Source organism: Kosakonia sp. BYX6 (assembly GCF_038449125.1).
GTDB lineage: Bacteria > Pseudomonadota > Gammaproteobacteria > Enterobacterales > Enterobacteriaceae > Kosakonia > Kosakonia calanthes.
Window position 1 is genome coordinate 899,140 of record NZ_CP151800.1, and the last position, 24,628, is coordinate 923,767.

Consider the following 24,628-nt stretch of genomic DNA (forward strand, 5'->3'; position numbering starts at 1 on the left):
ATGTCTGAACAACAAGCACAGGGCGCTGACGCGGCGGTCGATCTTAATAATGAACTGAAAAATCGCCGCGAGAAGCTGGCGCTGCTGCGTGAGCAGGGCGTTGCGTTCCCGAACGATTTCCGTCGCGATCAGACTTCTGACAAGCTGCACGCTGAATTCGATGGCAAAGAGAACGAAGAGCTGGAAGCGCTCGGCATCGAGGTTGCGGTTGCGGGTCGTATGATGACGCGCCGCATTATGGGTAAAGCGTCCTTCGTTACCTTGCAGGACGTGGGCGGTCGCATCCAGCTGTATGTTTCCCGCGACGATCTGGCGGAAGGCATTTACAACGAGCAGTTTAAAAAGTGGGATCTCGGCGACATCCTCGGCGCGCGCGGCAAGCTGTTCAAAACCAAGACCGGTGAACTCTCAATCCATTGCACCGAGCTGCGTCTGCTGACCAAAGCCCTGCGTCCGCTGCCGGATAAATTCCACGGTTTACAGGATCAGGAAGCGCGCTATCGCCAGCGCTATCTGGATCTCATCGCCAACGATGAATCCCGCAAAACGTTCAAAGTGCGTTCGCAGATCATGGCCGGTATTCGCCAGTTCATGGTTGGCCGCGGCTTTATGGAAGTGGAAACCCCGATGATGCAGGTGATCCCGGGCGGCGCATCCGCGCGTCCGTTTGTCACCCATCACAATGCGCTGGATCTCGACATGTACCTGCGTATTGCGCCGGAACTGTACCTCAAGCGCCTGGTGGTTGGCGGTTTCGAACGTGTGTTCGAAATCAACCGTAACTTCCGTAACGAAGGTATTTCCGTGCGTCATAACCCAGAGTTCACCATGATGGAACTCTATATGGCGTATGCGGATTACAAAGATCTGATCGAACTGACCGAATCGCTGTTCCGTACTTTGGCGCAGGACATTCTCGGTACGACAGAAGTGCCTTACGGCGACCAGACGTTTGACTTCGGCAAGCCGTTCGAAAAACTGACCATGCGCGAAGCGATCAAGAAATACCGTCCGGAAACCGAAATGGCCGATCTGGACAACTTCGACAGCGCGAAAGCAATTGCCGAAGCAATCGGTGTTCATGTTGAGAAAAGCTGGGGTCTGGGCCGCATCGTGACCGAGATCTTCGAAGAAGTGGCGGAAGCCCATCTGATTCAGCCGACTTTCATCACGGAATACCCGGCTGAAGTTTCTCCGCTGGCGCGTCGTAATGACGAGAACCCTGAAATCACCGATCGCTTTGAGTTCTTTATCGGCGGTCGTGAAATCGGCAACGGTTTCAGCGAGTTGAACGATGCAGAAGATCAGGCGCAGCGTTTTGCTGACCAGGTTGCGGCGAAAGACGCGGGCGACGACGAAGCGATGTTCTTCGACGAAGACTACGTGACCGCGCTGGAACACGGTCTGCCGCCGACGGCGGGCTTGGGTATCGGTATCGACCGTATGGTGATGCTGTTTACCAACAGTCACACCATCCGTGACGTGATCCTGTTCCCGGCGATGCGTCCGGTGAAATAATCACTGAGCGTACAAAGCCCCGGCGTTAGCGCGTCGGGGCTTTTTTATGGCTGTAATTCAGCGGCGAATTGCCGAAGTTCGTCTTTTGCGCTCACGGCTTCTGCAACCATCCACGGGCTGAAAGCCCAGGGCGTCGCGTCCAGCGCACGCAGCAGCGCATCCAGTTCAACCCACTGATATTCCATCACTTCATCGTAATTAATTTTTACCGGCGTCTGGATTTGCGCCGCAGAAACCGGGCAGATTTCATTTTCGACAATGCCTGAAGGGTCGGTTTCGCAGTAGCGAAAATCCGCGGCGACAGGAGTAATGTTGGTGATCTCAGAGCCGACTTCATAGCGGCAGCGGCGAATCATCGCTTGCTCTGTGGTTTCACCCAATTGCGGATGCCCACAAACGGAGTTGGTCCACACACCGGGCCACGCCTTTTTGCTCAGGGCGCGACGGGTAACCAGGCATTCGCCTGACGAATTAAAAAGCCAGCAAGAGAAAGCCAGATGCAGCGGTGTATGTGAAGTGTGCGCGGCGTATTTTTCCTGTGTGCCGATTACCGTTCCCTGGTCGTTAACTAAAATAACGTGTTCTTGAAAACCCATAACGACTCCCGTACTGAAAGTACCGATGGCGCTACGCTTATCCGGCCCACGGAATTGACATCACCGCAGGCCCGGCAAGCGTAGCGCCACCGGGTAGCGCTCATTATATTCACTCTCAGGCAAAAAGTTTGGCCCACAGAGCGGAAAAGGGCATTACCAGTACCAGGCCGGGAAGCATGTTCGCTACCGGAAAGGGCTTGATATTACAAATCCGCAGCCCGGTCGCCACCATAATCAAGCCGCCTGCACACGAGAAGTCCGCCATCATGTCCGGGGTGATCATATGCAGGATGTAGACCGCCAGCGTTGCCAGCGCGACCTGCACAATGATCAGCGGAATGCCGATGGTCATAACCGAAAATCCCAGCATGGTGGCAAAGATTGCGGCGGTAAACAGATCGAGCACCGTCTTGATATACAGAATGGACGGATCGCCTGTCATCCCTTCATGCATCGCGCCGAAGATCCCCGTTCCGCTGGCGCAAAACAGCACCAGAATCGCGACGAATTTTTCCGTGAACTCATCATGTGTCAAACCCTGCACTGGCGGGAAAATACGGTTGATCAAACCGCGCGTAGTCCCTGCGGCCCGGCCAATCTGTTTTTCAAAAAAGAACGCTTCGCCAATGACCGCGCCCAGCACCATTGCCAGCACAACTGCGGGCATAAACTTCACTTTGATCACCAGGTTGATGCCAAGCCCCACGGAGCAGAGACCAAAGGTGAGGGGAAGTGCCACTTTGACGCGCTCGGGAATGCGCGTGCCAACCAGTGAACCGAGCAGACCGCCGACAATAACCGCGGCGCCGTTCACATAAGGACCGATTAACATAATATTTCCTGCAAGATTACGCGGGATGGGACAAGTTGCCCTCGCCCCAGCGCGGAAGGTTTTTCACATCAATACCAAACAGATCCAGCGCGCGGCTGACGCTGTGAGTAATGATCTCGTCTGTGGTTTGCGGACGCTGATACAGCGCCGGAACCGGCGGGAAAATAATCCCGCCCATTTCAGTCACCGCCTGCATGTTGCGAATGTGGCCGAGGTTAAGCGGCGTTTCGCGCGCCAACAACACCAGACGACGGCGCTCTTTCAGCACCACATCGGCGGCTCGGGTCAGCAGATTATCCGTCAGGCAGTTTGCGATAGATCCCAGAGAACGCATGGAGCAGGGCGCGACAAGCATGCCCGTCGTCTTAAACGATCCACTGGAGATGGCGGCGCCAAGATTGCCGATGGGGTGAACCACATCCGCAAGCCGCATCACCTCATCAAGCGCGTAATCCGTTTCCAGTTCGCAGGTCTTTTCCGCCCCTTTCGAGACAACCAAATGGACTTCAAGGCTCCGCCCGCGCAATAGCTCAAGCGCTTTAACGCCATACTGAAAACCGGAAGCGCCGCTAATGCCGACAATGATGCGTTGAGATGTGGACACACCGTTCCCCTTATTCGAAATCTGGCAGGAAGCGTTTCACATCCACTTCTTTGAACTTTGAACGTTCAAAGTGGCTTTTCAGATGGAACGGCACCGTACAGTCAAAAATGGTTTTGCAGGACATGCCCTGCTGCAAAATGCTCGGGCTGTAAGCCGGAATCTGCGAGGGATCGAGCGGATGGCAACGCACACCGGGAATGGTAACGGTATCCACATCGCCCTGATAGCGCGTTTGCATTGCCCACAGCACATCGTCGCTGTCGAAAATGTCCACGTCTTCATCCACCAGAATCACATGTTTCAGTTCCGGGAAGGCCGAGAAGGCGAGCAGCGCAGCCTGGCGTTGGCGGCCTTCATCCGCCGGGGTGAATTTTTTGAATTGCATCACTGCCAGCAACTTGCCGCCGCCCGCGGAGTGCGCGAAAACATTGAGCAGCTTGCCCGGCATGGCGCGACCCACCATATCGAGGATACTGGCTTCCGTTGGAATCCCCGCCATATTGACGTGTTCTTCGCCCGGACCGACAGTGGTGCGCCAGATGGGGTTATAGCGATGAGTTACCGCTTTCACCTTGATAACCGGCAGCGCCTCTTTCGCTTCGCCGGTATAACCCGGGAATTCAGGCATCGCTTTGCCGGTATCGGTGTTCTGATCTTCACGCAGACGCACGTTCGGCAGCAGCTCACCTTCAATGACGATTTCAGCATGCGCAATGGCACGTTCATTGATGGTTTTGCACTGCACCATTTCAACTGCGTGGCCGCGCAGCGCACCGGCAACGCTCAGTTCGTCATAGCCCAGCGGCGTGGTCGGCGGCTCAAAGCAGGCGGCGATTTCGATGGCTGGATCGACACCGATGCTGATGGAGATCGGCAACGGTTGGCCTGCGGCCTCCGCCTTCATGCGAAAAGCATCGATATGGCGACCCGGCGTCAGCCACATCGACAGTTCGTCGCGGCTCTGTACACACAGGCGGTGAATGGTGATGTCCGATTCATGCGTTTCTGGATCGGAGGCATAGCATAGACCCATGGTGATATACGGACCGGCATCTTCTTCGGTATTGGTCGGCGCAGGCAGCAGTTTGCGCAGGTCGAAATTCACGTCGCTGGCAAGGTGTACGACTTCCTGGCAAACCGCGTGCTCTTTGGTCAGCACGGGCGCGATCGGGTTCTGAACCGAGTCTTTCAGCAGATGACCGAGTTTTTCCGGTTCGCAGTTGAGGAAATGGCTGACACGTTTGCGCGACCCGTTTAGGCCGATGGCGACGCTAATGTCCCGGAACCCTTTGATGTTGTTGAACACCATAACCGGGCCATTTTTGCGCGTCGGACGCTGGCAGGTACCGCCTGCGCCCACGTAGCGATAAACACCAGAGAGTTCTGCGTGCGGGTCAACTTCGGTATCGGTTTCAACATATTCGCCGGGAAGTGTTTTCAATAATTTAAGCGCTGAGCGTAAATCTGAAACGCCGCTGGCGTTTTTATTTTTGCTGGTTGGCATGGTCTTTTCCATTTTTAGATGGGAATTTACTGACTGCGATTACCTTATTTTTATGGAGGGGATTAAACAAATACCGTTTTCCTGATCCTGACCAGATCAAAAAAGTACTATTTAGAAAATTGTTGCATGTAGGTTGCTGAAATGATTAAAAGGCTGGACTTTTCCTTTATCGCGCGAAGTGTGATACTTGACGTTCAGGTATTACGGAGAAAAGCCGTATGGATTTGAAAAGATTGCGTTATTTTTGCCGTGTCGTCGAGCAAGGCTCGGTGAGCCAGGCGGCAAAAATGCTGAATATGGCACAGCCGCCGCTGAGCAAGCGTATTCAGGAACTGGAAGAAGAGCTGCAAGTTTCGTTATTCACGCGCCAGGGAAATCGTATCGAGCCGACCGACGCCGGTTATTTTCTTTATCGTAAAGCCTGCGAAATATTACGCCAGGTTGAAGATACCGCGCGTGAAACCGTGGCGATTGCCAATAAAGAGAAATTCCAGTTGAGACTCGGCTTAACGCATCTTTTCCAATCTTATTTCAAACCGCTATTGCTGGAGCTTTATAAACGCCACCCGGATGCGGAAATTAATATTTCAGTGACCGATTCCAGCCATTTAGAAACCATGCTGAATGAAGGCACCATCGATTTAGCTTTAATCCAGCGGCCATACCGTGGCGAAGGTTTTGATTATGTCTCGTTTGATCCGGTGCGGCTGGTGGCGGTGATCAGTAAACAGTGCCTGCCGGAAATACCGCCGGACCCTTTTGATTACCAGGCGCTGGCCGCTTTTCCGCTGGTACTGCTGCACCGGGCAAAAGATGCCGGCACCTATGAGATGCTGATTGATCTGTTTCGCAAGGCGGGCGGAAATCCGAAAGTGATTATGCATATTACTCAGCCGGGCGTGATTCTGGAGTGGCTGGAATCTGGCCTGGCGGCAGCGACGCTGCTGCCATCGTCAGAAGTCGATGCCCGCAAATTGCCCAACTGCCATGTGGTGGATGTGTTTCCGTCGCCGCAGGTGTTTTATCCGGCGCTGGTGAAAATGACGGCCATGCCCTATCTGCCGGAAATTATGGAGATCATTGCTCAGGGCTACCCGATTCCACGGCATCACGCGTGAAAGGGTTGGCATCAGGTTTGTGGCTGTTATCATATGACGCCCTTTATTTCATTCGAGGATCTGTTTTGCGCGCAGGACGCCTGATGAGAAGCCCATTTCGTATTGCCGTTTGCCTGGCTGTTGGTTTGCTGCTGGCGGGCTGTGCCGGTAACACAAGCTATTCCGGCTCTACCTATACGGTGAAGCGGGGCGATACGCTGTACCGTATTTCGCGTATGACCGGCACCAGCGTGAAAGATCTGGCCAGCATGAACGGCATTTCGCCGCCGTACACCATTGAAGTGGGGCAACGGCTGAAAGTGAAAGGCGCGGCGAAAGCGTCGGCCTCCTCGGGGAAATTAGCCAAAGTCAGACCGTCTTCCTCTGTGCCGCAATCTTCATGGCCGCCTGTCGGGCAACGCTGCTGGCGCTGGCCAACCACCGGTAAAGTGATCCTGACCTATTCCACTTCCGACGGCGGCAATAAAGGCATTGATATTGCCGGTTCGCGCGGGCAGGCGATTTATGCCGCCGGCGCCGGGAAAGTGGTGTATGTCGGCAGCCAACTGCGCGGTTACGGCAACCTGATCATGATTAAGCACAGTGAAGATTACATCACCGCTTATGCGCACAACGATACGCTGCTGGTGAACAACGGGCAGAGCGTGAGGTCCGGGCAGAAGATTGCCACCATGGGCAGCACTGACGCGGATTCTGTGCGCCTGCACTTCCAGTTGCGCTACCGCGCGACAGCGATTGATCCGCTGCGCTATTTACCGCCGCAGGGCAGCGTACCGAAGTGTTAACTCCAGCGCTAACAGGCCATAAATTAACCTGTTAGCGTTTCGGTGGGTTGTCAGGCGTTGTGTAAAGTCTATAATGCGTAACGCACTCCAAAGCGGGCGTAGTTCAATGGTAGAACGAGAGCTTCCCAAGCTCTATACGAGGGTTCGATTCCCTTCGCCCGCTCCAAATAAACATTTCTCAACGTCCACCTAAGTCTATAAAACCCAATAACAATAAGCGTTATCGGCAATCATCGTTATTTCTACGTCTACTTTCATCTACCGGAATCTATACATCTATGTGTATAGTAATGCGTATAGCCCGCGCTCTACACTCTGGAACTATACACAATGCCACTTACAGACCTTGAAATCAGGCGCTCTAAGCCACGCGATAAGCCCTATACACTCAATGATGGTAGCGGCCTATCTCTACTCATTGAGCCGAATGGATCGAAGGGCTGGCGGTTTCGTTATCGTTTTGACGGCAAGCCAAAAATGCTATCACTTGGAACTTACCCCACCATTTCACTCAATGAAGCAAGGCAGAAACGCGATGAGGCAAAAAAGCTGGTGGTAGCAGGCATAAACCCCAGCGATGTACGTAAGAGAGAAAAGCAGGCAAGGGAGGAGGAAAGGGGGAATACCTTTGAAGCTATCGCCCGCGAATGGTACGAAAAGCGCACTGATCGCTGGTCTGCTGGTTATGCCGAAGAAATGATGAAGACGTTTGAGACAGACGTATTCCCGTTTATTGGCGGGCGTCCTATTGCTGAAATTAAGCCGATGGAACTGATGGGCGTCCTTTCCCGGCTGGACGAACGCGGGGCGACCGAGAAGCTACGTAAAGTCCGGCAACGCTGTGGCGAAGTGTGGCGCTATGCCATCGTTACTGGTAGGGCTGAGTATAATCCCGCCCCTGATCTGGTTAGTGCTTTTGTCCCGCATAAGAAAGAGCATTATGCTTTTTTGAAACACGAAGAGTTGCCAGATTTTTTTAAAACGTTAAATACCTACAGTGGCAGCATTGTGGTTAAGCTGGCAATGCGCTTGCAGGTGCTTACAGGTTTACGCCCCGGAGAGTTACGGCAAGGGGAATGGTCAGAAATTGATTTTGAAAAACGCCTGTGGGAAGTGCCACCAGCCAGAATGAAAAAGCGTCGCCCACACTGTGTACCATTATCTGATCAGGCTATTGCCATTTTGGAGCAGCTAAAACCAATCACCGGACATTACCAGTTTATTTTCCCTGGCCGGATTCATCACAGTAAGCCGATGAGCGAAATGGCTATGAACGTACTCATACGCCGCATTGGTTATGCTGGGCGAGTGACTGGCCACGGCTTCCGCCATACCATGAGCACCATTCTCCACGAACAGGGCTATAACACCGCATGGATTGAAACGCAGCTCGCCCACGTCGATAAAAACTCTATTCGCGGCACCTACAACCATGCTCAGTATCTCGATGGTCGCCGGGAAATGCTCCAATGGTATGCCGACTATATGGATGCGCAGGAACACCGTGAAAACGTGATTCACGGGCGTTTTGGGCAATCCTTATGACTGGATGAATAGACAGTGATAGTTGATGCGGGTAGACTTCTGTAGACGAACAAAGAATAGGCTATGTCTAGGCTGATCCCCGAAACCCCGTACATCTCTGCGGGCTGGCATAGCCGCCAAAATCAGAGGGCGCGAGGTGGCGTGATGGGGCTGTTTCAATGAATAAATAATGAAAAAAATGAATTAATACATTTTGAGCTTTTGTTATCTGAAATATCCAGGCAAGAAGATATTAGTTTTTCTGATGCGTGCGCAATAATAGCCAGGGAAGCATATTGGTATGTGGATGACATTCCATTTGGGGAGCCGATTCATTTATATGACTACGACGTTATTAACGGATTCAAGAAAAGTGAAGGATTTTCAAAGCAATCACTACAATTTTTAAACAGTATGGCTCTTGGTGGGGAGTATGTTGAGGATCAAAATCCAGAATTTGCGGGGGTTTATACTCGAGTTGATGGTAGTGAAGGATGGTATCGAGAGTTTTATTTTAAAGGGACTGAAATTACGGCTGCCTTTTTAGACTTGAATGTGACAATTCCCCCATGCCTAGAGAAGTTTAAACATATTGCCGAGAGAAGACTAAAAATAAAAGCTGAGAAGCGGGCCAAAGAAAATGAAAAACTAAATGCTATTGAGGTATCCAGAGACGAGCTGGAAGATGAGATTAAACGATTAAAGAGTGAAATCGAAAGACTGTCTACTCAATTGCCCTCTCTGTTAGGCGAGTTCCGGAGCGATGATCCTCTTTTGATTGCTATCCAACTGCGTAATGCTGAGTGGGCACGGTATGATGAAGATAACCGTAAAACCATCCCTTCACAGGAGGCTTTGGTGGCACAACTGAAACAACAATATCAAAAAATGCCTGATGCCCAAGCCCGTGCAATCGAAAAAGTCGCCTGCCCTATAAAAAGGAAGTGATTAGTAACCCTCAGGATGGAAGTAAGTCATATGCTGCGGATTTATTCTCACCCTGAGGGTAAAAAGATACTTACTATGATAATGATGTGAATCATAAATACCCTTACCCTCATAGTAATTTACCTCTGCCCACCATTAGCCCTATTGTTGCGGTAAATAACGTTATTTCTATGCCATCATTTATCTCGTAAATCGCAATGGACGTTACGAGGTAAATATGTCCCAGTCATTAATTAGATTCGCCGAAGTACAAAAGCGCACTGGCTATAGTAAGGCATGGTTATATCGTCTTATGAGTGAGCAGCGTTTTCCTGCCGCAATTAAAATAGGCTCGCGCTCTATCGCTTTTATTGAAAGTGAAATTGATGAATGGATTAATCAGCGCATCGCTGAATCCCGTGGCGAGGTGGCGTAATGAAAAAGAAAAACCGCCCTATACAGCAGGCGGCTAACTCAGATATTCGCACGTCTGATATTACGCCGACCACCAGCCCGGTACAAGTACCGAAGCGTACCCCAAAGAAACACCGCGCCCGTGTCTATATGCTGCGCACTGGTGTAGAGGGATGGACAGAAAATGATATTCTGCGTTACTGCCGTCTTTCATCCGGACGTAATTATGCGTCTGAGCTGGAGCGCCAGCTTAATATTCAACTGGAGCGTATCGACGAGAAAAACCCGGATGGTATCGGCGCACACTTGCGCTACCGCTTTTCCTGCCGAGGTGACGTTCTCAAGGTGATCCAGCTTGTGAACCATAACGCTACCATTAATGAACATCCCGGATTATCTCAGCAGGATATTACCGACATTCTGAACCTCTACCCGGACGCGTTTAACGCCGCATAACGGAGCCGAAAACATGACTATCGAAAAAAGCCGATTCAATTCGGAGGCCGCCCTACAATCCAACTCCAGCCAGAAGGATATTTTCACCGTTACTGATAGCGATATTTCCGTTATCCGGTTTGAGAGTAAGAAAGTCCGCATTGTGAATTGTGACGGTAACCCGTGGTTTATTGCCAAAGACGTTTGCGAGACGCTGGAGCTTTCCAATCACAGCATGGCAATTGCCGCACTTGATGACGATGAAAAGGGGGTAAGTTTAACTTATACCCCCGGCGGTAATCAGAACATGCGGACAGTATCAGAGCCTGGCTTCTACAAACTGATCGCCCGCAGCCGCAAGGCCACCACCGCCGGAACGTTCGTCCATCGTTTCACTAACTGCGTATTCCGCGAAGTTATCCCGTCAATTCGTAAAACAGGCTCATACGGTGTTCCGTTCGCATTCCTGAACGACCACAGCAAGCGACAGGCGGCCTGTGACAAAAAGGCCAATAAGCGCGGTAAAGACCTGCAAGCCTGCAAAGGTGAAAAATCCCGTCTAATCGCCGAAGAAGCTGAATTATGGTGCAAATATCAGCCTCAATTGCCGGAGGTTCACTAATGATCGCCGCCCAGAATAAATTCTTTCCTCTGGCTGGCCTGATGTATGCCTTGCGCATATGCGCACGCATGAGGTTAAAACTGGCTTTACATCTGCCAGCTAATGCCAGCTCCTCATTTTCTCGTCGTGGTGACGAGGAGAGTTTCGAGGCCAGTGAGCGCTACGGCATTGAGCAGGGAACAGAGAGCGGCATTGTGTTCTACCGTGCTATGCAGGATATGGAGCGCCGCGAGCTGACCCCGTTTGGGCGTGAAATGCTGGCAGAGCTACATGATCACTTTATTGTTGATCTGGATGAATACGGCTGGCCTGAAATGCCAGCGGCGCACTGAGGGGTAACACGATGCGTAATATCGACCTTATCCGCGAAGTGACCGCCGCTGCCGCTGGCAACTGGCCTTATGTGCTGGCAGGCCTGTCTATCGACGTGCCTGATTCATCGCGCCGTCATGCCCCCTGCCCGGCATGTGGAGGAACAGACCGCTTCCGGTTCGATGATTATGGGCGCGGCGCTCACATCTGCAATCAGTGTGGCGCAGGTGACGGACTGGATCTAATCAAAAAGGTGAATCATTGCGATACCACGGAGGCCGCACGGCTTGCCGCAGGTGTACTAGGTATTGATTACCGGGCAGCACAACCCAAGGAGGCCGCAACCATGCAACGGCGCAATTTGCTGGAGGCATCGCGCCAGCAACGTGAACAGGAACGCCAGCAGCAGGTCGCAGAGGATGCAGAGCAGCGCCGGGTTACGTTTGCCCGTCTGTATGCCGGAATGCGCCAGCGGGCCGCAGAGGGCGAATCTGATTACCTGATATCAAAAGGACTGCCCGGTTTTAACTATCTGGTTATGCCGGATGGTTCGTTACTCCTGCCGCTGGTGGATGAATCTGGCGCTGTTGTGGCGGCACAGACTATTACTCCGACGGGAGAAAAGCGGCTGCTGGCCGGTTCGGCGAAACGCGGGGCATATCACCCCGTAAACTCACCGGAGCAGCCACGGAGAGTAGTGCTTGCCGAGGGGCTGGCTACCGCTCTAACGTGTCACTTAATTCGTCCTGAAGCCCTGACAGTGGCAGCAATTGATGCTGGCAACCTGCTACCCGTCGCCGAAGCGATGCGCCAGCAGCACCCGCAGGCGCAAATTATCATTGCTGCTGATAACGACCGACTGGACGACAAGCCCAACACCGGAACGGATGCCGCAGAAAAAGCCGCGTTTGCTGTCACGGGTTGGGTATCTGTACCGCCAACAGACTATAAAGTCGACTGGAACGACTATCACCAGCAACACGGGCTGGAAATCGCTACGGCTGCGTTTAACGATTCGATGTACCAGCCGCAAGGGGAATGCGTGATACCACATCTACAGGCCATTGAGGGCGGGAAAACAGACCAGCCAGAGAAAGACCCGTTAAAACCTCACATTGAAAGCCGTAGTGACGGGGTTTACTGGGTTGTGCCGAAAGTGGACAAAGAAAGCGGAGAGGTCATCAACAATGAAAGCTGGCTGGCCTCACCGCTGGACGTTATCGGCACCGGGCGGGACGATAAGGATCAGTTCCTGATATTACGCTGGCTGGCCTTTGGCGCAGGCATACCGACAATAGCGGCTATCCCCCTGGCTGATATCGGGGAGCGTGAAGGCTGGCGCACCCTGAAAGCGGGCGGGGTTAATGTCACTACCAAAAGCAGCTTACGGGCGATACTGGCCGACTGGCTACAGCGTAGCGGCTCGCGTGAATTGTGGCGCGTTGCTCACGCTACTGGTTGGCAGTGCGGGGCATACATCATGCCAGACGGGGAGATAATCGGCGTACCTGCGCAACCCGTTTTATTCAGTGGTCGCAGTTCTGCCGCTGCCGGATACACCGTGGCGGGAACCTCGGAGAGCTGGCGTAACAGTGTTGCGCGGCTGGCATACGGTAACTACGCGATGATGACAGGTATTGCCGCCGCACTGGCAGCCCCGTTAATCGGGCTGGTGGGCGCTGATGGGTTCGGCATTCACTTCTATGCACAATCGAGCGCGGGAAAGACCACTACAGCTAACGTGGCGAGCAGCTTATACGGTAACCCGGACTTACTACGACTGACGTGGTACGGCACGGCGCTGGGACTGGCAAACGAAGCCGCCGCACATAATGACGGGCTGATGCCACTGGATGAAGTCGGACAGGGGGCTGACCCGGTGAGTGTGTCACAGTCTGCCTATGCGCTGTTTAACGGCGTGGGGAAATTGCAGGGAGCAAAGGAGGGTGGCAACCGCGATTTAAAGCGCTGGCGCACCGTGGCGATCAGCACCGGGGAAATGGACTTGGAAACCTTTATAGCCACCGCCGGACGCAAGACCAAAGCCGGGCAACTGGTGCGCCTGCTGAATATCCCGCTAAGCAAGACGGTACGCTTCCACGACCACCAGAATGGTAAACAGCACGCCGACGCGCTAAAAGACGCTTACCAGCACCACCACGGCGCAGCCGGGCGGGAGTGGATTAAATGGCTGGCCGACCACCAGCAACAAGCCATTGATACCGTTCGTGAGTGTGAAGCACGCTGGCGCGGCCTTATCCCTGCTGACTATGGCGAGCAGGTACACCGCGTGGCCGTACGTTTTGCCATTCTGGAAGCGGCGTTACTACTGGGTGAAGTAGTCACCGGATGGGATACCCAGACGTGTCGTGATGCGATACAGCACAGCTACAACGCCTGGCTGCGCGAGTTCGGCACCGGCAATAAAGAGCACCAGCAGATTGTTGAGCAGACCGAAGCGTTTCTGAATGCGCACGGCCTGAGCCGCTATGCTCCGCTGGGGTATGATCCGCGTGATTTACCCATTCGTGATTTAGCCGGATACCGAAAGAAAGGGGGGCACGAAAGCGACCCGATAATTTTCTACACCTTCCCGGCAACCTTCGAACAGGAGATTGCGAAGGGATTTAATGCTAAACAGTTTGCCGAAGTCCTGAAAGGCGTAGGGATGCTCACTCCACCGACAAGCGGCAGGGGTTATCAGGGGCGTGTCCGTGAAGATGGCAGGCAGATACGTGTATATGTGCTCAATTTTCTGCCAGAGGAAGAGAATAGCCAGCCAGAAGAATAATTTTCTTCACATACGTAGTTTTGGTGTTGTCTCAGTTGTCTTTGTTGTCTCAATTTGTAAATTACATTGATTTATAAGATTTTTATTTCATTTTCCGAGACAACATTTAGCTGTTGTGAGACAACATCTCGAATTGTGATTTTTTGACTGGCTGGCAGTGAGACAACATTTACCCTGCGTGAGACAACACAAAACCATCAATGTTGTCTCAGCAAACCTCAGACGTGGCGCGGTCTGTAGCGCTATGAGACAACAAAGACAACTGAGACAACACTATTTCTGCTTATTATGCGAAAAGCAGAAAGTAAATGAGGGTGGTTAATAAATGACCGCACAGATTTCGGCATATGGGCGGCTGGTGGCAGATCCCCACCACAGCGAACGATAAGCTAATGGCAATAACGCCGCTGGCGGTATCGTTACCCTGTCATACGGGACGGAACGGAATAGCGCATTTTGTTCGGCTGAGCATTAAACTTTGATCTCCAGCGTGACTCTAAATGCGTGGCATTTACTCACCAGCTCGGAACGTCTACCATTTAGCCGCAACAGGGACTTAATGGAAATTCACAAGGAGCGTTATGTATTACAGCAATGAAGTTATCAGTTATTTGCAGGCTAATAAAATCCTCGCATTGAAACTCGATCATGCATTAACTGGCGTTGGAAAGGCGGTATCAGACCAGATTGGCACAATAAGCGCTGGAGCAAAACGTGCGTTGTATTACACATCCTGTTTTACTTATGAATATCAGGACGTCTGCCAGCAACAAAAGACCGAGGATATTCGATTTGCTAAAGGGGTTTACCATCTTCTACAGCATGAAGATGTTGTATATGAAATGCTTAAAATCTATTTTGAAGAAATATTTAAATATAAAACATCCGATCAATTAGAGTATATCAAACAAAGGCTAATGGCTGTGAATGTACATATTGCCGCCAATTCTTTCACCAGTCATGGGTTTGCCTTAGCAACAGCCATGTCGGTAGCTGTTGGCCTGAACCTGAGCCTTAACATGAGCGCTTTAGCTGGACGTGCGGCAAATACGGTTACGGTGGGTGCTGGACTGTATGGCGTCGTCCAGAAGGCAGCGGATAGTGCCCATCGACTTCATTTTGCTTATCCTGCTTACTATTCTGCTCTATACGCTCAAGAGCTGGAAATGATGTATTTTCTGATAGCTCCATTATTTGAGCGGGCCGAAGCGTTTAAAGCTCAATGGGCATCGGATAGTGATATTGCAGACATCATTACCAGGATGACCCGATAAAAATGATGAATTTGATCAGAAGGTTTTTTAAGAGATTGTTCAGGTCATTATTTTCGACATACGCTCCCGCATTACTAACACTTTTGTTCGCTGTTGTCTTGGTACAATTTTTCCCAGATGGCCCGATCTGGCCGGTAGGTGTTTTCTTCATATTCATGGTGTATGTATTTGCCCGTTACGTGAAATAGTAAACACCTGGCTATTACCGCTATAGAAATCTCACTGATAAGGAAATTACATGTCTACTCCCGCTCATTTATGGCTTGAAGATGAAAACGGCTCCCCTATTGTTGGCAGTTGTTTAATGCCACTGCGTTTAGGCTCCATCGAATTAAAATCATTTTCGCACGGTGTCACCATTCCTGTTGACCCCAGTTGGGGCAAACTCACCGGAACGCGTGTCCACAGCCCCATAACGATAGTGAAAGAATTCGATCAGACAACACCACTTCTGTATCGCGCTGTATGCGAAGGCCGCACGCTGAAAAAAGCAACGATCAAGATGTACCGTATTCTGGAGGCAGGCATTGAGTCTGAGTATTTCAATATCATCCTGGAAAACGTCAAGATAACGACTGTTGCGCCGCACCTATCACCTAACGGTATGAGCAGCACCCATCTGGAAACGCTTGAAATGCGCTATCAGGCGATCACCTGGAAGTATATAGATGGAAATATTATCTACCGCGATTCATGGAATGATCGCTGCGTTGCCTGATACGCTTCCCGACGAGGGACGAAAGTCCCTTAAATTTTTCTCCGAAGACAGGCTGCGAAAGCCGCTCAAGAACAGGCGATCCCATCTCCAATACATCCCGACCATCTGGAGCAAATTAGCGAATAGTGGAAAATTCCCCCATATTTTTCGGTGAAGGATACGCATTGCGCAGACTTTGCACCTACCCCATGAGATGCTTAGAAATGCTAAGATCTGGTACGTAGTTTCACCAACTACGCAACTTATTCGCAGTTGTGTACCAGCTTCAACGCCTTGTCATGACTGGTTTTTGCGAAAAGCACGCAGTACGCACATCAAAAATTCGCAGATACGAAACCCGAAAATTGTGAATTGCGCAGTTCGTAAAATGACTGCGCAGAACGAAACAGATAAACGGCCCGTAGCACTCGCCATCACTGGTGTTTGCCAGTGCTGATTTGCAAAATTCTCGCGCAATTTGCAGTTAAATACGCATATTATTTCGTATTCATTTTTGCGCAGCTGTGAGCAAAAGTCTGTACAGGAATGTACAGGCTGCGCATTAGAGAGGGCAGCCGGTGAGAAACAGAACTCGCAGTTATACAACTGACTTACCCCGCATTGGCCTGCAATTCCTTGCGCACATCCGTAGCGAGCTGGTGGACGCTGTACCGGGTACGCAGCTTTACTGCCAGACAGAGAGCGGAACCCTGTACACACTCCGGCAGGCCGATGGTTACGCCATGACAATAAACGGCATTACGCGGGTTATTCGAACTGACACAACGCGGGCAGGCTACGGTGTGCGGCAATGGTATGTCTGCCCTCACTGTGTAAAGCGGGTGGCTAAGTTGTATATCGGTTCAAAAGATATTGCCTGCCGGGAGTGCTGGAAACTTCACTACAAAAGTCAGAGTGGGGATAAGTTGGATCGGATGCGCATGAGTATTCGCCGCCAGCGGTACGCCATTTGGGGAGACGGTGAGCAGTTTCGTAACCTGTTTAACCACCCGAACACCTTCCCTAAACCAAAGGGTATGCGATGGGATACGTTCGAGCGAAAGTTATCTAGGCTTATACAGTACGAGGCTGCTTACTGGCGGGCATTCAGTCCGGTTGTGGACAGGATAACCGGGCGTGTGCGGTAGTAATTCGCCGAACTGCTAATACAATGACCGAACACCACCAGCCAAGAATAGTTTCCATGACACCACGCGAGATCGCTTTGTTAACTGTCGCCAAATTGGAGCATGGAGGCCACCAGATTACCCCGACAGATCAACGGGAGATAGAACGTTCAGTTAATGCCTACGGCGTGACAGGTTCCGCGAAATGATGCGATCACCCGACTACCAGTGGAAGAAGCCAATGCTGCGTGGTAGATGCGTATTAACTAAATTACCTTTATCCGCCTTTGCATATTCGAACAACAAAACCCATCACAGGTCGCGCCAGTAAAGAGATATAGCAGTAACCATGCTGCCGAATGGTAAAGCTACGATGCAAGTCGCTGGTTTCTAGGACGGTATCAGCCAAACGCCCCGGATATCTTGCTCGGAGATAGTGAGCTATCACGCAGAATCTCTAAATGGTATTTTAAGATGGGCAATACCCGTGGTTATATGCGATTATTAAAGTTAGTAGACGTTTATAGACTGAGAAGCAAAGGGAGTTATCTATGGCAAGCGTAATAGACGCCGCAAAGTACATACTTGAAAAAACTGGCGAAATTACAGCAATGAAGCTCCAGAAGCTTACCTATTACAGCCAGGCTTGGGCTTTGGTATGGGACGAAGAAGAATTATTCCCAGAAGATTTTGAAGCGTGGGCAAATGGGCCTGTAAACAAGTGTCTGTATGCTAGGCATCGTGGCTTGTTTAAAGTTGATCAATCTATTTTTAGCGATGGTGATACGTCGAAATTAAGCGAAAATCAACAAGACACTATAGACAAAGTTCTGGATTTTTATGGCGATAAGACTGCACAGTGGCTTAGTAACTTAACGCATAAAGAAGCACCGTGGCTTGAAGCCAGAGGCGAATCAAAGCCAATGGCTTCTTGTTCTACAGCCATAACCAAAGCATCCATGGCTGAATATTATTCATCTCTGTAAATGACCAAAAAACTAACACGTGAAGAAAGAAAGCAAGCCAGGGCTGATAAAAAAAAGCAAAAATCAGTAAGGCTTGCTACCGCCCATCAAGAGTCTTTTATTCCCACTACACCTAAAATTGCTTTCCTTCCTGATTTACAAAAAACGCCGATTATTGGCTCTGCTATCGGTTCACTTGAAGTCCCCAAACAACCAGTAACAAATCATACTGGTTCTCGCTATGGTTTAAAGATGACTTGGTGCGCAAGGCATGCTGATTGCGATGGTCACTGGGGCTGGCGTTCAGGTAATGATTTGAAAGAGCCTAGAGCATGGGGAGGTGATGAATGGTTAGATCCAATTACTAATAACATGAATCACCTTGAAGGGATGGACTGGGCAGAAATTGAAAACATGATCTCTGACTCAGGTCTCCGCATGCACCATGGGCATGATATAACTGATTTATGTAATGATGCTATTGATAGATGGATTAGCCTAGGCTATGAACAATTTGAAACGATATTTCGATTTAGGTTAGGTAATACTAAAAGAGCTTGGGGTATTGAGCTGCATGGACACTTTTATCTAATTTGGTACGAAAGAGAGCATAATATATACCCTGTATAGCTATGCTTCGCGCGCGTGTCTCCCTGACGCTTCCACGCGCTATAGATATCCTATCCCATGCTTTTCCCGCCTTTGTCTGAAACCTGGCTGCGTGGATCCGTTTTGCGATGATTCGGCCATTGTCGAAGCCGTCTTTAATCGTCTGAACCACGACAGCTAACACAGCCGTTTCATTGTAGGGGTGAGGAGGGACGGGTAGATTCGAGCTGGTGGCGTGGACATATCGAACGGCAGCGCACCGATCTCACCCGTTACCCAATCGCGGCTATCCGGTTCAAAATAGCTGAGTATCTCTTTTTTGCGGCTGGTCATTCCCATGGCTGGCAGGTTCCTTATTGTGGGATAGAGGTATCATACAATAAGATGTGCGGCGGCAGGATTGTGGCCGTGAAGTTTAAGCCATCAATGGAGAGGGAAAGCGCCTACGAACAGCCCTAGCGAGAGATAAATGTGTATAGGAATGTGTATAGGCGTGAAAATAAAAACTCATGAAATGGCTTGAAGTATGGCTTTGTTTTGGTTTGTTCTACTCCCTTCGCCTCCAAAAATTTCTTCTTTCTACCTCTTACCCAAACTCCCAAACCATTCCTGTTGTTTATAGCCTTCTAATATTTCGACCTTACCATTGCTGGGTTCTATTGCCTGGGATTCATACAAAGAGCATATTGCTTATGATTTCATCATCAAAATGGTAAATGATTATCAGGAGCGTGTTCATGGTGTTAGAGAATCCCCGCATTGCGCTTGTTGGCCCCGGCGCCATTGGAACTACCATTGCGGCTGCGTTACATGAAGTTGGGCGTACGCCAACCGTTTGTGGCCGCACCGCGCACCCGCAACTGATATTGCGCCACGACGAGGGGCGGATTGTAGTGCCTGGCCCGGTATTGACCGATCCCGCCGACATCAAACAGCCGTTCGACCTGGTCTTTGTGGCGGTCAAAACAACCCAACTGGATGATAGCGCTGCGTGGCTGGCGGCATTATGTGACGAAAATACCGTCGTGTGTGCCCTGCAAAACGGGGTGGAGCAGAAAACGCAGTTCGCGCCGTATGTTTCCGGGGCGACGGTGTTGCCGTCGGTGGTGTGGTTTCCGGCACAGCGTGAACCCGATGCGTCTGTCTGGCTGCGTGGTAAACCACGCCTGACGTTGCCCGACACCCCGGAAACCAGCCGGGTGCTGGCCGCGTTGCAGGGCACGCGCTGCGAGGTTGATCTCTCTGCCGATTTTCTCTCTGTCGCCTGGCGCAAGCTGTTGCAGAACGCGGTCGCCGGTTTGATGGTGCTCACCGGGCGTCGCGCGGGCATGTTCAGACGTGCCGATATCAGCGAACTGGCCTTGGTTTATCTGCGGGAATGTCTTGCTGTTGCCCGTGCCGAAGGGGCGACGTTAAGCGATGACGTGCCGCAAGAAATTGTCAATCATTTTCAACGCTATCCCATCGATTTAGGGACCTCTATTCTCGCGGATCGGCAGGCCGGACGACCGATGGAGTGGGACATTCGTAATGGGGTGGTGCAGCGCTATGGCCGCAAACAGGGTATTGCAACGCCGCTTAGCGATTTGATCGTGCCGCTGCTTGCCGCGGGCAGTGATGGGCCGGGCTGAAAGGATCATTAAGGCGCGAAGGGTGAATGACTATTCGTCTGGCAGCGCTGTGCTGAGCGAGGACAGCTGGCTGAATTTACAACACGAATACCCACTGAGCGCTAAGCACGAATTTGATAACACTCGTGAATACGACGATATCCGCGCATAAAAAAAGCACCGGTTTACACCGGTGCTTCATCTTGCTGGCTTAAGAGATAAACAGACTCAGCAGCAGCACCATACCTAAGCCGACAACCGAGTTAATCAATTCCAGCAAACCCCATGTCTTGAAGGTGTCTTTCATTGAAATCCCGAATGTCTCTTTGAAAAGCAGGAAGCCACCGTCATACATCAATGTGATCGTGTTACTGCCGCAGGCGACCGCCAGGCACATCAGCGCCGGGTTGAGGTTGAAAGCGCTAACCATCGGCGCAACGATACCCGCGGAAGTGATTGCTGCGACAGCACCTTGTCCGGTCAGAATGCGGATAATCGCCGTGATTATCCACGCCACAATAAAGGGTGATAAGGGAACATCACTCATAATCGTTACGATATGATCGCCGACCCCGGAAACCACAATAACCTGCTTCAGGATGCCGCCGGCGCTGATAACGAATAACACGTTGGCGATTTTCGCAATCGCGTCACTGGCGCAATGGGTCACGCCTTCCGGCGTCATGCCGCGTTTCACACCGAGGAACCAGACGGCGGCAAGGGTCGCCAGCAGCATGCTGATCTCTGCGCTACCGAAAAATGCGCAGACTTTTACCAGTTCAGATCCCGCAGGCATGAAGCCTTTCACGATGGAGGCCAGAATCATCAGCACGGCGGGAATTAACGGAATTAAGATGCTGATGCCAAAGGAAGGCAAATCCTGTGAGGACTTTTCTTCAACCGGTTTAAGCAATGAATTCAGGGGAATAGCTTTAATCCCCGGCAGATATTTCGGCAATAAAATGCCTGCGCAAAACAGCGCCGGGATAATTACCAGAATGCCGTACAGATAAACCTGCACAATATCGGCGTTAAACGCGCTGATCAGCGCGACCGGACCGGGCTGCGGCGGGAACAAACTGTGTCCCATCGTGGCGCCGACGACCGTTGGCACAACTAATTTCATATACGGAATATTGGCTTTTTTCGCGATATTCAATACCAGCGGCATGGCAATCAAAAACGCCACTTCGTAGAACATCGCGATACCAAAAATAACGCCAATAAACATTAAACCGACGGAAAGAAAACGCGTACCACAGCGTTCAATAACGGTGTCAGCGATTCGCTGGCTGGCACCGGATTCTGTCATAAATTTCCCGATAATCGCGCCAAATATAATAATCAGCGCAAGGTGACCGAGAATGCCGCCCAGTCCGTCCTGAATCACGGTCACTATTTTGTCGAGCGGAATTCCTTCCATAATTGCGACAAAAATACCCGCAATCAGTAAGGCGAAAATATTATGAAATTTATATTTGAGGTTCATGACAACTAAGAGCGCAATACCTACCAGCACCCAGAATAATGCTAACAGCGGGGACATAGAGAATACCTTACGGATTTGTCATCAAGAAAAGCCGGTGGAACCACCGGCCATAAAATATTAGTTTTGTTTTTCGAGGGCTTCCCAGAGCCCGTGTAAATAGGTAACGCCAAGCGCACGATCGTAAAGGCCGTAACCGGGACGCCCGGTTTCACCCCAGATAAAGCGCCCATGATCCGGGCGGATGTAGCCCTCAAAGCCATTGTCGTACAACGCCTTCATGACTTTGTGCATATCCAGCGAACCGTAGCGGGATAAATGCGCTGATTCGTAGAAATCTTTATCTTTAATCAGTTTGATATTACGCACGTGCGCAAAATGAATGCGCTTGCGCCGGGTGAATTCGGCGAGGATCTGATAAACGTCATTATCCGGATCTTCGGCAATCGAACCGGTACACAATGTAATTCCATTGGCTTCAGAATTTACTGCATTACAAATCCAGTCGAGATCGTCGCGGTTTTTAACAATGCGCGGTAAACCGAAAATAGAATACGGTGGATCATCCGGGTGAATTGCCATTTTAACACCGACTTCTTCACATACCGGAATAACACGCTCAAGGAAGTACACTAGGTTTTCCCGCAACTTCGCATCATCGACATCTTTATATTTGGCAAACAGTTCCTGCACTTTCGCCAGACGTTCTGGCTCCCAGCCTGGCAGGGCGAAGCCGTTGGAGTTTTCCAGCACTTCTTTTACGACTTCGTCGAGGGTTTTATCGATGCCTTTTTTCTCAAACGCCATCGTTAATGAACCATCCGGCAGAACGTAGTTCATGTCCGTTTTCATCCAGTCGAAGACCGGCATGAAGTTGTAGCAGATGACTTTAACGCCGATTTCCGCCAGGTTGCGGATGGTTTGTTGGTAATTCGCAATCAGCTGATCTCGGCTAGGAAGGCCGATTTTAATATCATCATGAATGTTTACACTTTCAATAACTTCCATTGTCAGGCCAGCGTTGTGAACCTGGTCGGCAAGCGCGCGGATTTTCTCTTTGGGCCACACATCGCCAACCGGCACGTCGTACAGCGCGCCTACAACGCCCTCAACGCCTGGAACCTGGCGGATGTGTTCCAGCGGAATCTTGTCTTCAACTGGTCCAAACCAGCGCATTGTCATTTGCATGCTCATTACCACCTTTAAAAGTAAACAAACTCAACTGCCATACTAGTATTGATAATAACGTGCGTCCCGGCAACTTTTTGCGATCTGCTTCACACAACGTTGTTTTGCGAGTGACGTTGCTTATCTTGGGTTTACACATCGCTGACAAAACTTTTTGAATTAAAACTTGCTTCGTGAGGCACAACCATGCGTTAATGCGTCGTCGGTTTGATAATTCATTATCTCCAGTAGTTCACTAAAGTCTCTCTCATCTCTAAGTACCTCGTTGTTACTTCTTTTTGGGTCTTCTTTACACTCTGATAAAAATAATGTCTCAGACCATTGCTGCCAAAAATGGCTAACAAAATAGAAGGTAACAAACATGTCTAATAAAATGACTGGTATCGTAAAATGGTTCAACGCTGAGAAAGGCTTCGGTTTCATCACTCCTAAAGACGGCAGCAAAGATGTATTCGTACATTTCTCTGCAATCCAGAGCGATAACTACCGTACTCTTGATGAAAATCAAGAAGTTGAATTCACCATTGAAAATGGTGCAAAAGGCCCGGCTGCCGCAAACGTGGTACCGCGCTAAGGATAACGAAATTAGTAACCGTATCCATTTTCGCTGCCCGTGCTGTCACGGGTCGCAATACAGAATTTCCAGTTTTGATGTTACTGAGAAAAATCCGGTTGGTGCCAAGTGTATTTTTTGCAAATCAGCAATGATGACATTTGATAATATCGCCGCGCTTTTCCAGTCATCCCATGTAGCACTGGATTTCCGTAAATAATAAAAAAAGGCCAGTTTTCTGGCCTTTTTTTATGCCTGCAATATCACCCCGCCATTAACATAATCATTTTGACCGAGCGATTGCTGGTCAGTTGCCAGGTCATCTGCCGGTAGTGCAATTCTCCCTGTTGCGGATGCAGAAAAACGCGCTCACCGCCTTCACGAACAACCACTTGCTGACGCGACCAAAACGCCCGAAACAGCTCACTATCGTTACTCAAACTCTGCACAAAACTGTTCAGCCCATGATCGTGCGGATAGTGCATCGCATCGGCGCGCAACTCGGCGACAATCCGGCTGGCACGGGTTTCCCAGTCAGCAACCAGCGTCCGCGCAAGCGGGTGACGAAACATAAAACTCATCATATTCGGTTGCGAATCATCCCCCAACCAGCCGCTAAACAACACTTCGGCAGCCTTATTCCACGCCAGCATATTCCAGGTGAGATCTAGCAAATAGCAGGGGCAATCCACTTGATGCACGGCCGCCAGCGCTTCATTTTCTACCGTGGCTACCTGCTCTTCCTGAGGATCGTTTTGCCGCGCCAGATGGAATAAATAGTTGCGTTCCGTTGGCTTCATTCTCAGCACCGTGGCGATGTTCGACAGCGTTTGCGGCGACACCACAATGTCGCGCCCCTGTTCAATCCACGTATACCAGGTGGTGCTGATCCCACTCAGTTGCGCGACCTCTTCGCGCCGCAATCCACGCGTGCGCCGCCGTCCTTGCGCCGGGAGGCCAATATCCGCGGGCGCAGTATTTTCGCGCTGCGATCGCAAAAAATCGCCGAGCGTTTTCGGCCCGGCAAATAAAGTGTTTTCCATGGTGGTACTCGTTAATACCAGTATAAGTGCCAATATTGTACCCCTATAAGGAGGGTCGTATAGTCGGCAAAGAGCAGCTTTTTGTCGTGTTAAC

Annotated in this window: 26 protein-coding genes, 1 tRNA gene and 1 pseudogene; 20 read left to right on the plus strand and 8 right to left on the minus strand. The window is 50.7% G+C overall.

Annotated elements, in window-relative coordinates:
* A complete protein-coding gene (lysS, locus tag AAEY27_RS04240; RefSeq protein ID WP_342323673.1) occupies nt 1-1,518 on the plus strand; it encodes a lysine--tRNA ligase in 1,518 nt (505 codons plus the stop codon).
* A gap of 44 nt (nt 1,519-1,562) precedes the next feature.
* Here the strand turns inward: lysS and idi are convergent, their stop codons facing one another.
* From idi to AAEY27_RS04260, 4 genes are all read right to left on the minus strand, one after another.
* The gene (gene idi, locus AAEY27_RS04245; protein WP_342323674.1) at nt 1,563-2,114 is read right to left on the minus strand and encodes an isopentenyl-diphosphate Delta-isomerase; all 552 of its coding nucleotides are present in this window, start codon (nt 2,112-2,114) and stop codon (nt 1,563-1,565) included.
* Between the two features lie 115 nt (nt 2,115-2,229).
* On the minus strand, nt 2,230-2,946 hold the full coding sequence (locus tag AAEY27_RS04250; RefSeq protein ID WP_342323675.1) for a DUF554 domain-containing protein: 717 nt from the start codon (nt 2,944-2,946) through the stop codon (nt 2,230-2,232).
* Nucleotides 2,947-2,962: 16 nt separating this feature from the next.
* Nucleotides 2,963-3,550 (minus strand): UbiX family flavin prenyltransferase, encoded by a 588-nt coding sequence (locus AAEY27_RS04255; RefSeq protein WP_342323676.1) that lies wholly within the window; start codon nt 3,548-3,550, stop codon nt 2,963-2,965.
* A 10-nt stretch (nt 3,551-3,560) separates the two neighbouring features.
* Nucleotides 3,561-5,054 (minus strand): UbiD family decarboxylase, encoded by a 1,494-nt coding sequence (locus AAEY27_RS04260; protein ID WP_342323677.1) that lies wholly within the window; start codon nt 5,052-5,054, stop codon nt 3,561-3,563.
* Nucleotides 5,055-5,272: 218 nt separating this feature from the next.
* On the opposite strand from AAEY27_RS04260, the gene AAEY27_RS04265 reads away from it, so the two are divergent.
* The 15 genes from AAEY27_RS04265 (at nt 5,273) to AAEY27_RS04335 (ending at nt 18,675) form a co-directional block, all read left to right on the plus strand.
* Nucleotides 5,273-6,172, plus strand: a complete 900-nt coding sequence (locus AAEY27_RS04265) for a LysR family transcriptional regulator (RefSeq protein ID WP_342323678.1) — start codon at nt 5,273-5,275, stop codon at nt 6,170-6,172.
* A gap of 83 nt (nt 6,173-6,255) precedes the next feature.
* Nucleotides 6,256-6,957 carry an amidase activator ActS gene (actS, locus tag AAEY27_RS04270; protein WP_342323679.1) on the plus strand — a complete coding sequence of 234 codons (702 nt, stop codon included), beginning with the start codon at nt 6,256-6,258 and terminating at the stop codon, nt 6,955-6,957.
* 92 nt (nt 6,958-7,049) lie between these two features.
* Nucleotides 7,050-7,123 (plus strand) — tRNA-Gly (locus AAEY27_RS04275).
* Nucleotides 7,124-7,287: 164 nt separating this feature from the next.
* Nucleotides 7,288-8,502 carry a tyrosine-type recombinase/integrase gene (locus AAEY27_RS04280; RefSeq protein ID WP_342323680.1) on the plus strand — a complete coding sequence of 405 codons (1,215 nt, stop codon included), beginning with the start codon at nt 7,288-7,290 and terminating at the stop codon, nt 8,500-8,502.
* Between the two features lie 282 nt (nt 8,503-8,784).
* Entirely contained in the window at nt 8,785-9,429 is a 645-nt protein-coding gene (locus AAEY27_RS04285) for a hypothetical protein (protein WP_342323681.1), read from the plus strand.
* Between the two features lie 217 nt (nt 9,430-9,646).
* On the plus strand, nt 9,647-9,844 hold the full coding sequence (locus AAEY27_RS04290) for a helix-turn-helix transcriptional regulator (protein ID WP_103786849.1): 198 nt from the start codon (nt 9,647-9,649) through the stop codon (nt 9,842-9,844).
* The gene (locus AAEY27_RS04295; RefSeq protein WP_342323682.1) at nt 9,844-10,278 is read left to right on the plus strand and encodes a hypothetical protein; all 435 of its coding nucleotides are present in this window, start codon (nt 9,844-9,846) and stop codon (nt 10,276-10,278) included. Before AAEY27_RS04290 ends, AAEY27_RS04295 begins: the two co-directional genes overlap by 1 nt.
* 13 nt (nt 10,279-10,291) lie before the next feature.
* Nucleotides 10,292-10,879, plus strand: coding sequence for a BRO-N domain-containing protein (locus AAEY27_RS04300; RefSeq protein ID WP_342323683.1), 588 nt, complete (start codon nt 10,292-10,294; stop codon nt 10,877-10,879).
* Entirely contained in the window at nt 10,879-11,211 is a 333-nt protein-coding gene (locus tag AAEY27_RS04305; protein WP_342325693.1) for a hypothetical protein, read from the plus strand. Before AAEY27_RS04300 ends, AAEY27_RS04305 begins: the two co-directional genes overlap by 1 nt.
* A gap of 11 nt (nt 11,212-11,222) precedes the next feature.
* Complete coding sequence (locus tag AAEY27_RS04310) at nt 11,223-13,982, plus strand: DUF927 domain-containing protein (RefSeq protein ID WP_342323684.1); 2,760 nt, start codon at nt 11,223-11,225, stop codon at nt 13,980-13,982.
* 581 nt (nt 13,983-14,563) lie between these two features.
* Nucleotides 14,564-15,256: a hypothetical protein gene (locus AAEY27_RS04315; protein WP_342323685.1), complete on the plus strand. Its 693-nt coding sequence runs from the start codon at nt 14,564-14,566 to the stop codon at nt 15,254-15,256.
* Between the two features lie 238 nt (nt 15,257-15,494).
* On the plus strand, nt 15,495-15,974 hold the full coding sequence (locus AAEY27_RS04325; protein WP_342323687.1) for an Hcp family type VI secretion system effector: 480 nt from the start codon (nt 15,495-15,497) through the stop codon (nt 15,972-15,974).
* Nucleotides 15,975-16,531: 557 nt separating this feature from the next.
* Nucleotides 16,532-17,101 carry a hypothetical protein gene (locus AAEY27_RS22400; RefSeq protein WP_425294655.1) on the plus strand — a complete coding sequence of 190 codons (570 nt, stop codon included), beginning with the start codon at nt 16,532-16,534 and terminating at the stop codon, nt 17,099-17,101.
* Between the two features lie 530 nt (nt 17,102-17,631).
* Nucleotides 17,632-18,066 carry a Panacea domain-containing protein gene (locus AAEY27_RS04330; RefSeq protein ID WP_342323688.1) on the plus strand — a complete coding sequence of 145 codons (435 nt, stop codon included), beginning with the start codon at nt 17,632-17,634 and terminating at the stop codon, nt 18,064-18,066.
* Nucleotides 18,067-18,675 carry a hypothetical protein gene (locus tag AAEY27_RS04335; protein WP_342323689.1) on the plus strand — a complete coding sequence of 203 codons (609 nt, stop codon included), beginning with the start codon at nt 18,067-18,069 and terminating at the stop codon, nt 18,673-18,675.
* Here the strand turns inward: AAEY27_RS04335 and AAEY27_RS04340 are convergent.
* A pseudogene (locus AAEY27_RS04340) lies at nt 18,630-18,868 on the minus strand (hypothetical protein); the annotation flags it as partial. The gene AAEY27_RS04335 and the pseudogene AAEY27_RS04340 overlap by 46 nt on opposite strands.
* A 523-nt stretch (nt 18,869-19,391) precedes the next feature.
* Between AAEY27_RS04340 and AAEY27_RS04345 the strand changes: the two are divergent.
* Both AAEY27_RS04345 and AAEY27_RS04350 read left to right on the plus strand, forming a co-directional pair.
* Nucleotides 19,392-20,285 carry an oxidoreductase gene (locus AAEY27_RS04345; protein WP_425294656.1) on the plus strand — a complete coding sequence of 298 codons (894 nt, stop codon included), beginning with the start codon at nt 19,392-19,394 and terminating at the stop codon, nt 20,283-20,285.
* Between the two features lie 22 nt (nt 20,286-20,307).
* Complete coding sequence (locus AAEY27_RS04350; RefSeq protein ID WP_342323690.1) at nt 20,308-20,436, plus strand: hypothetical protein; 129 nt, start codon at nt 20,308-20,310, stop codon at nt 20,434-20,436.
* A 39-nt stretch (nt 20,437-20,475) separates the two neighbouring features.
* Here the strand turns inward: AAEY27_RS04350 and AAEY27_RS04355 are convergent, their stop codons facing one another.
* Nucleotides 20,476-21,810, minus strand: a complete 1,335-nt coding sequence (locus AAEY27_RS04355; protein ID WP_342323691.1) for a gluconate:H+ symporter — start codon at nt 21,808-21,810, stop codon at nt 20,476-20,478.
* Nucleotides 21,811-21,870: 60 nt separating this feature from the next.
* Nucleotides 21,871-22,938 carry a mannonate dehydratase gene (gene uxuA / locus AAEY27_RS04360; RefSeq protein WP_342323692.1) on the minus strand — a complete coding sequence of 356 codons (1,068 nt, stop codon included), beginning with the start codon at nt 22,936-22,938 and terminating at the stop codon, nt 21,871-21,873.
* 361 nt (nt 22,939-23,299) lie between these two features.
* On the opposite strand from uxuA, the gene cspE reads away from it, so the two are divergent.
* Together cspE and AAEY27_RS04370 are read left to right on the plus strand one after the other, a co-directional pair.
* Nucleotides 23,300-23,512: a transcription antiterminator/RNA stability regulator CspE gene (gene cspE / locus AAEY27_RS04365; protein ID WP_023480861.1), complete on the plus strand. Its 213-nt coding sequence runs from the start codon at nt 23,300-23,302 to the stop codon at nt 23,510-23,512.
* Nucleotides 23,469-23,711, plus strand: coding sequence for a cold-shock protein (locus AAEY27_RS04370; RefSeq protein WP_425294670.1), 243 nt, complete (start codon nt 23,469-23,471; stop codon nt 23,709-23,711). The genes cspE and AAEY27_RS04370 overlap by 44 nt, the downstream gene beginning before the upstream one ends.
* A gap of 43 nt (nt 23,712-23,754) precedes the next feature.
* Here the strand turns inward: AAEY27_RS04370 and AAEY27_RS04375 are convergent, their stop codons facing one another.
* Nucleotides 23,755-24,534, minus strand: a complete 780-nt coding sequence (locus AAEY27_RS04375; protein WP_342323693.1) for a helix-turn-helix transcriptional regulator — start codon at nt 24,532-24,534, stop codon at nt 23,755-23,757.
* Nucleotides 24,535-24,628: the final 94 nt, after the last annotated feature.

What these genes read in the sequence shown, in the direction of transcription:
- AAEY27_RS04315 (WP_342323685.1), top strand. Translation starts at nt 14,564, where the DNA reads ATGTATTACAGCAATGAAGTTATCAGTTATTTGCAGGCTAATAAAATC.
- idi (WP_342323674.1), bottom strand. Translation starts at nt 2,114, where the DNA reads ATGGGTTTTCAAGAACACGTTATTTTAGTTAACGACCAGGGAACGGTA.
- AAEY27_RS04335 (WP_342323689.1), top strand. Translation starts at nt 18,067, where the DNA reads ATGACCAAAAAACTAACACGTGAAGAAAGAAAGCAAGCCAGGGCTGAT.
- AAEY27_RS04305 (WP_342325693.1), top strand. Translation starts at nt 10,879, where the DNA reads ATGATCGCCGCCCAGAATAAATTCTTTCCTCTGGCTGGCCTGATGTAT.
- lysS (WP_342323673.1), top strand. Translation starts at nt 1, where the DNA reads ATGTCTGAACAACAAGCACAGGGCGCTGACGCGGCGGTCGATCTTAAT.
- AAEY27_RS04375 (WP_342323693.1), bottom strand. Translation starts at nt 24,534, where the DNA reads ATGGAAAACACTTTATTTGCCGGGCCGAAAACGCTCGGCGATTTTTTG.
- cspE (WP_023480861.1), top strand. Translation starts at nt 23,300, where the DNA reads ATGTCTAATAAAATGACTGGTATCGTAAAATGGTTCAACGCTGAGAAA.
- AAEY27_RS04310 (WP_342323684.1), top strand. Translation starts at nt 11,223, where the DNA reads ATGCGTAATATCGACCTTATCCGCGAAGTGACCGCCGCTGCCGCTGGC.
- AAEY27_RS04330 (WP_342323688.1), top strand. Translation starts at nt 17,632, where the DNA reads ATGGCAAGCGTAATAGACGCCGCAAAGTACATACTTGAAAAAACTGGC.
- AAEY27_RS04295 (WP_342323682.1), top strand. Translation starts at nt 9,844, where the DNA reads ATGAAAAAGAAAAACCGCCCTATACAGCAGGCGGCTAACTCAGATATT.
- AAEY27_RS04300 (WP_342323683.1), top strand. Translation starts at nt 10,292, where the DNA reads ATGACTATCGAAAAAAGCCGATTCAATTCGGAGGCCGCCCTACAATCC.
- actS (WP_342323679.1), top strand. Translation starts at nt 6,256, where the DNA reads ATGAGAAGCCCATTTCGTATTGCCGTTTGCCTGGCTGTTGGTTTGCTG.
- AAEY27_RS04325 (WP_342323687.1), top strand. Translation starts at nt 15,495, where the DNA reads ATGTCTACTCCCGCTCATTTATGGCTTGAAGATGAAAACGGCTCCCCT.
- AAEY27_RS04280 (WP_342323680.1), top strand. Translation starts at nt 7,288, where the DNA reads ATGCCACTTACAGACCTTGAAATCAGGCGCTCTAAGCCACGCGATAAG.
- AAEY27_RS04290 (WP_103786849.1), top strand. Translation starts at nt 9,647, where the DNA reads ATGTCCCAGTCATTAATTAGATTCGCCGAAGTACAAAAGCGCACTGGC.
- AAEY27_RS04345 (WP_425294656.1), top strand. Translation starts at nt 19,392, where the DNA reads ATGGTGTTAGAGAATCCCCGCATTGCGCTTGTTGGCCCCGGCGCCATT.
- AAEY27_RS04370 (WP_425294670.1), top strand. Translation starts at nt 23,469, where the DNA reads ATGGTGCAAAAGGCCCGGCTGCCGCAAACGTGGTACCGCGCTAAGGAT.
- AAEY27_RS04355 (WP_342323691.1), bottom strand. Translation starts at nt 21,810, where the DNA reads ATGTCCCCGCTGTTAGCATTATTCTGGGTGCTGGTAGGTATTGCGCTC.
- AAEY27_RS04250 (WP_342323675.1), bottom strand. Translation starts at nt 2,946, where the DNA reads ATGTTAATCGGTCCTTATGTGAACGGCGCCGCGGTTATTGTCGGCGGT.
- uxuA (WP_342323692.1), bottom strand. Translation starts at nt 22,938, where the DNA reads ATGCAAATGACAATGCGCTGGTTTGGACCAGTTGAAGACAAGATTCCG.
- AAEY27_RS04260 (WP_342323677.1), bottom strand. Translation starts at nt 5,054, where the DNA reads ATGCCAACCAGCAAAAATAAAAACGCCAGCGGCGTTTCAGATTTACGC.
- AAEY27_RS04265 (WP_342323678.1), top strand. Translation starts at nt 5,273, where the DNA reads ATGGATTTGAAAAGATTGCGTTATTTTTGCCGTGTCGTCGAGCAAGGC.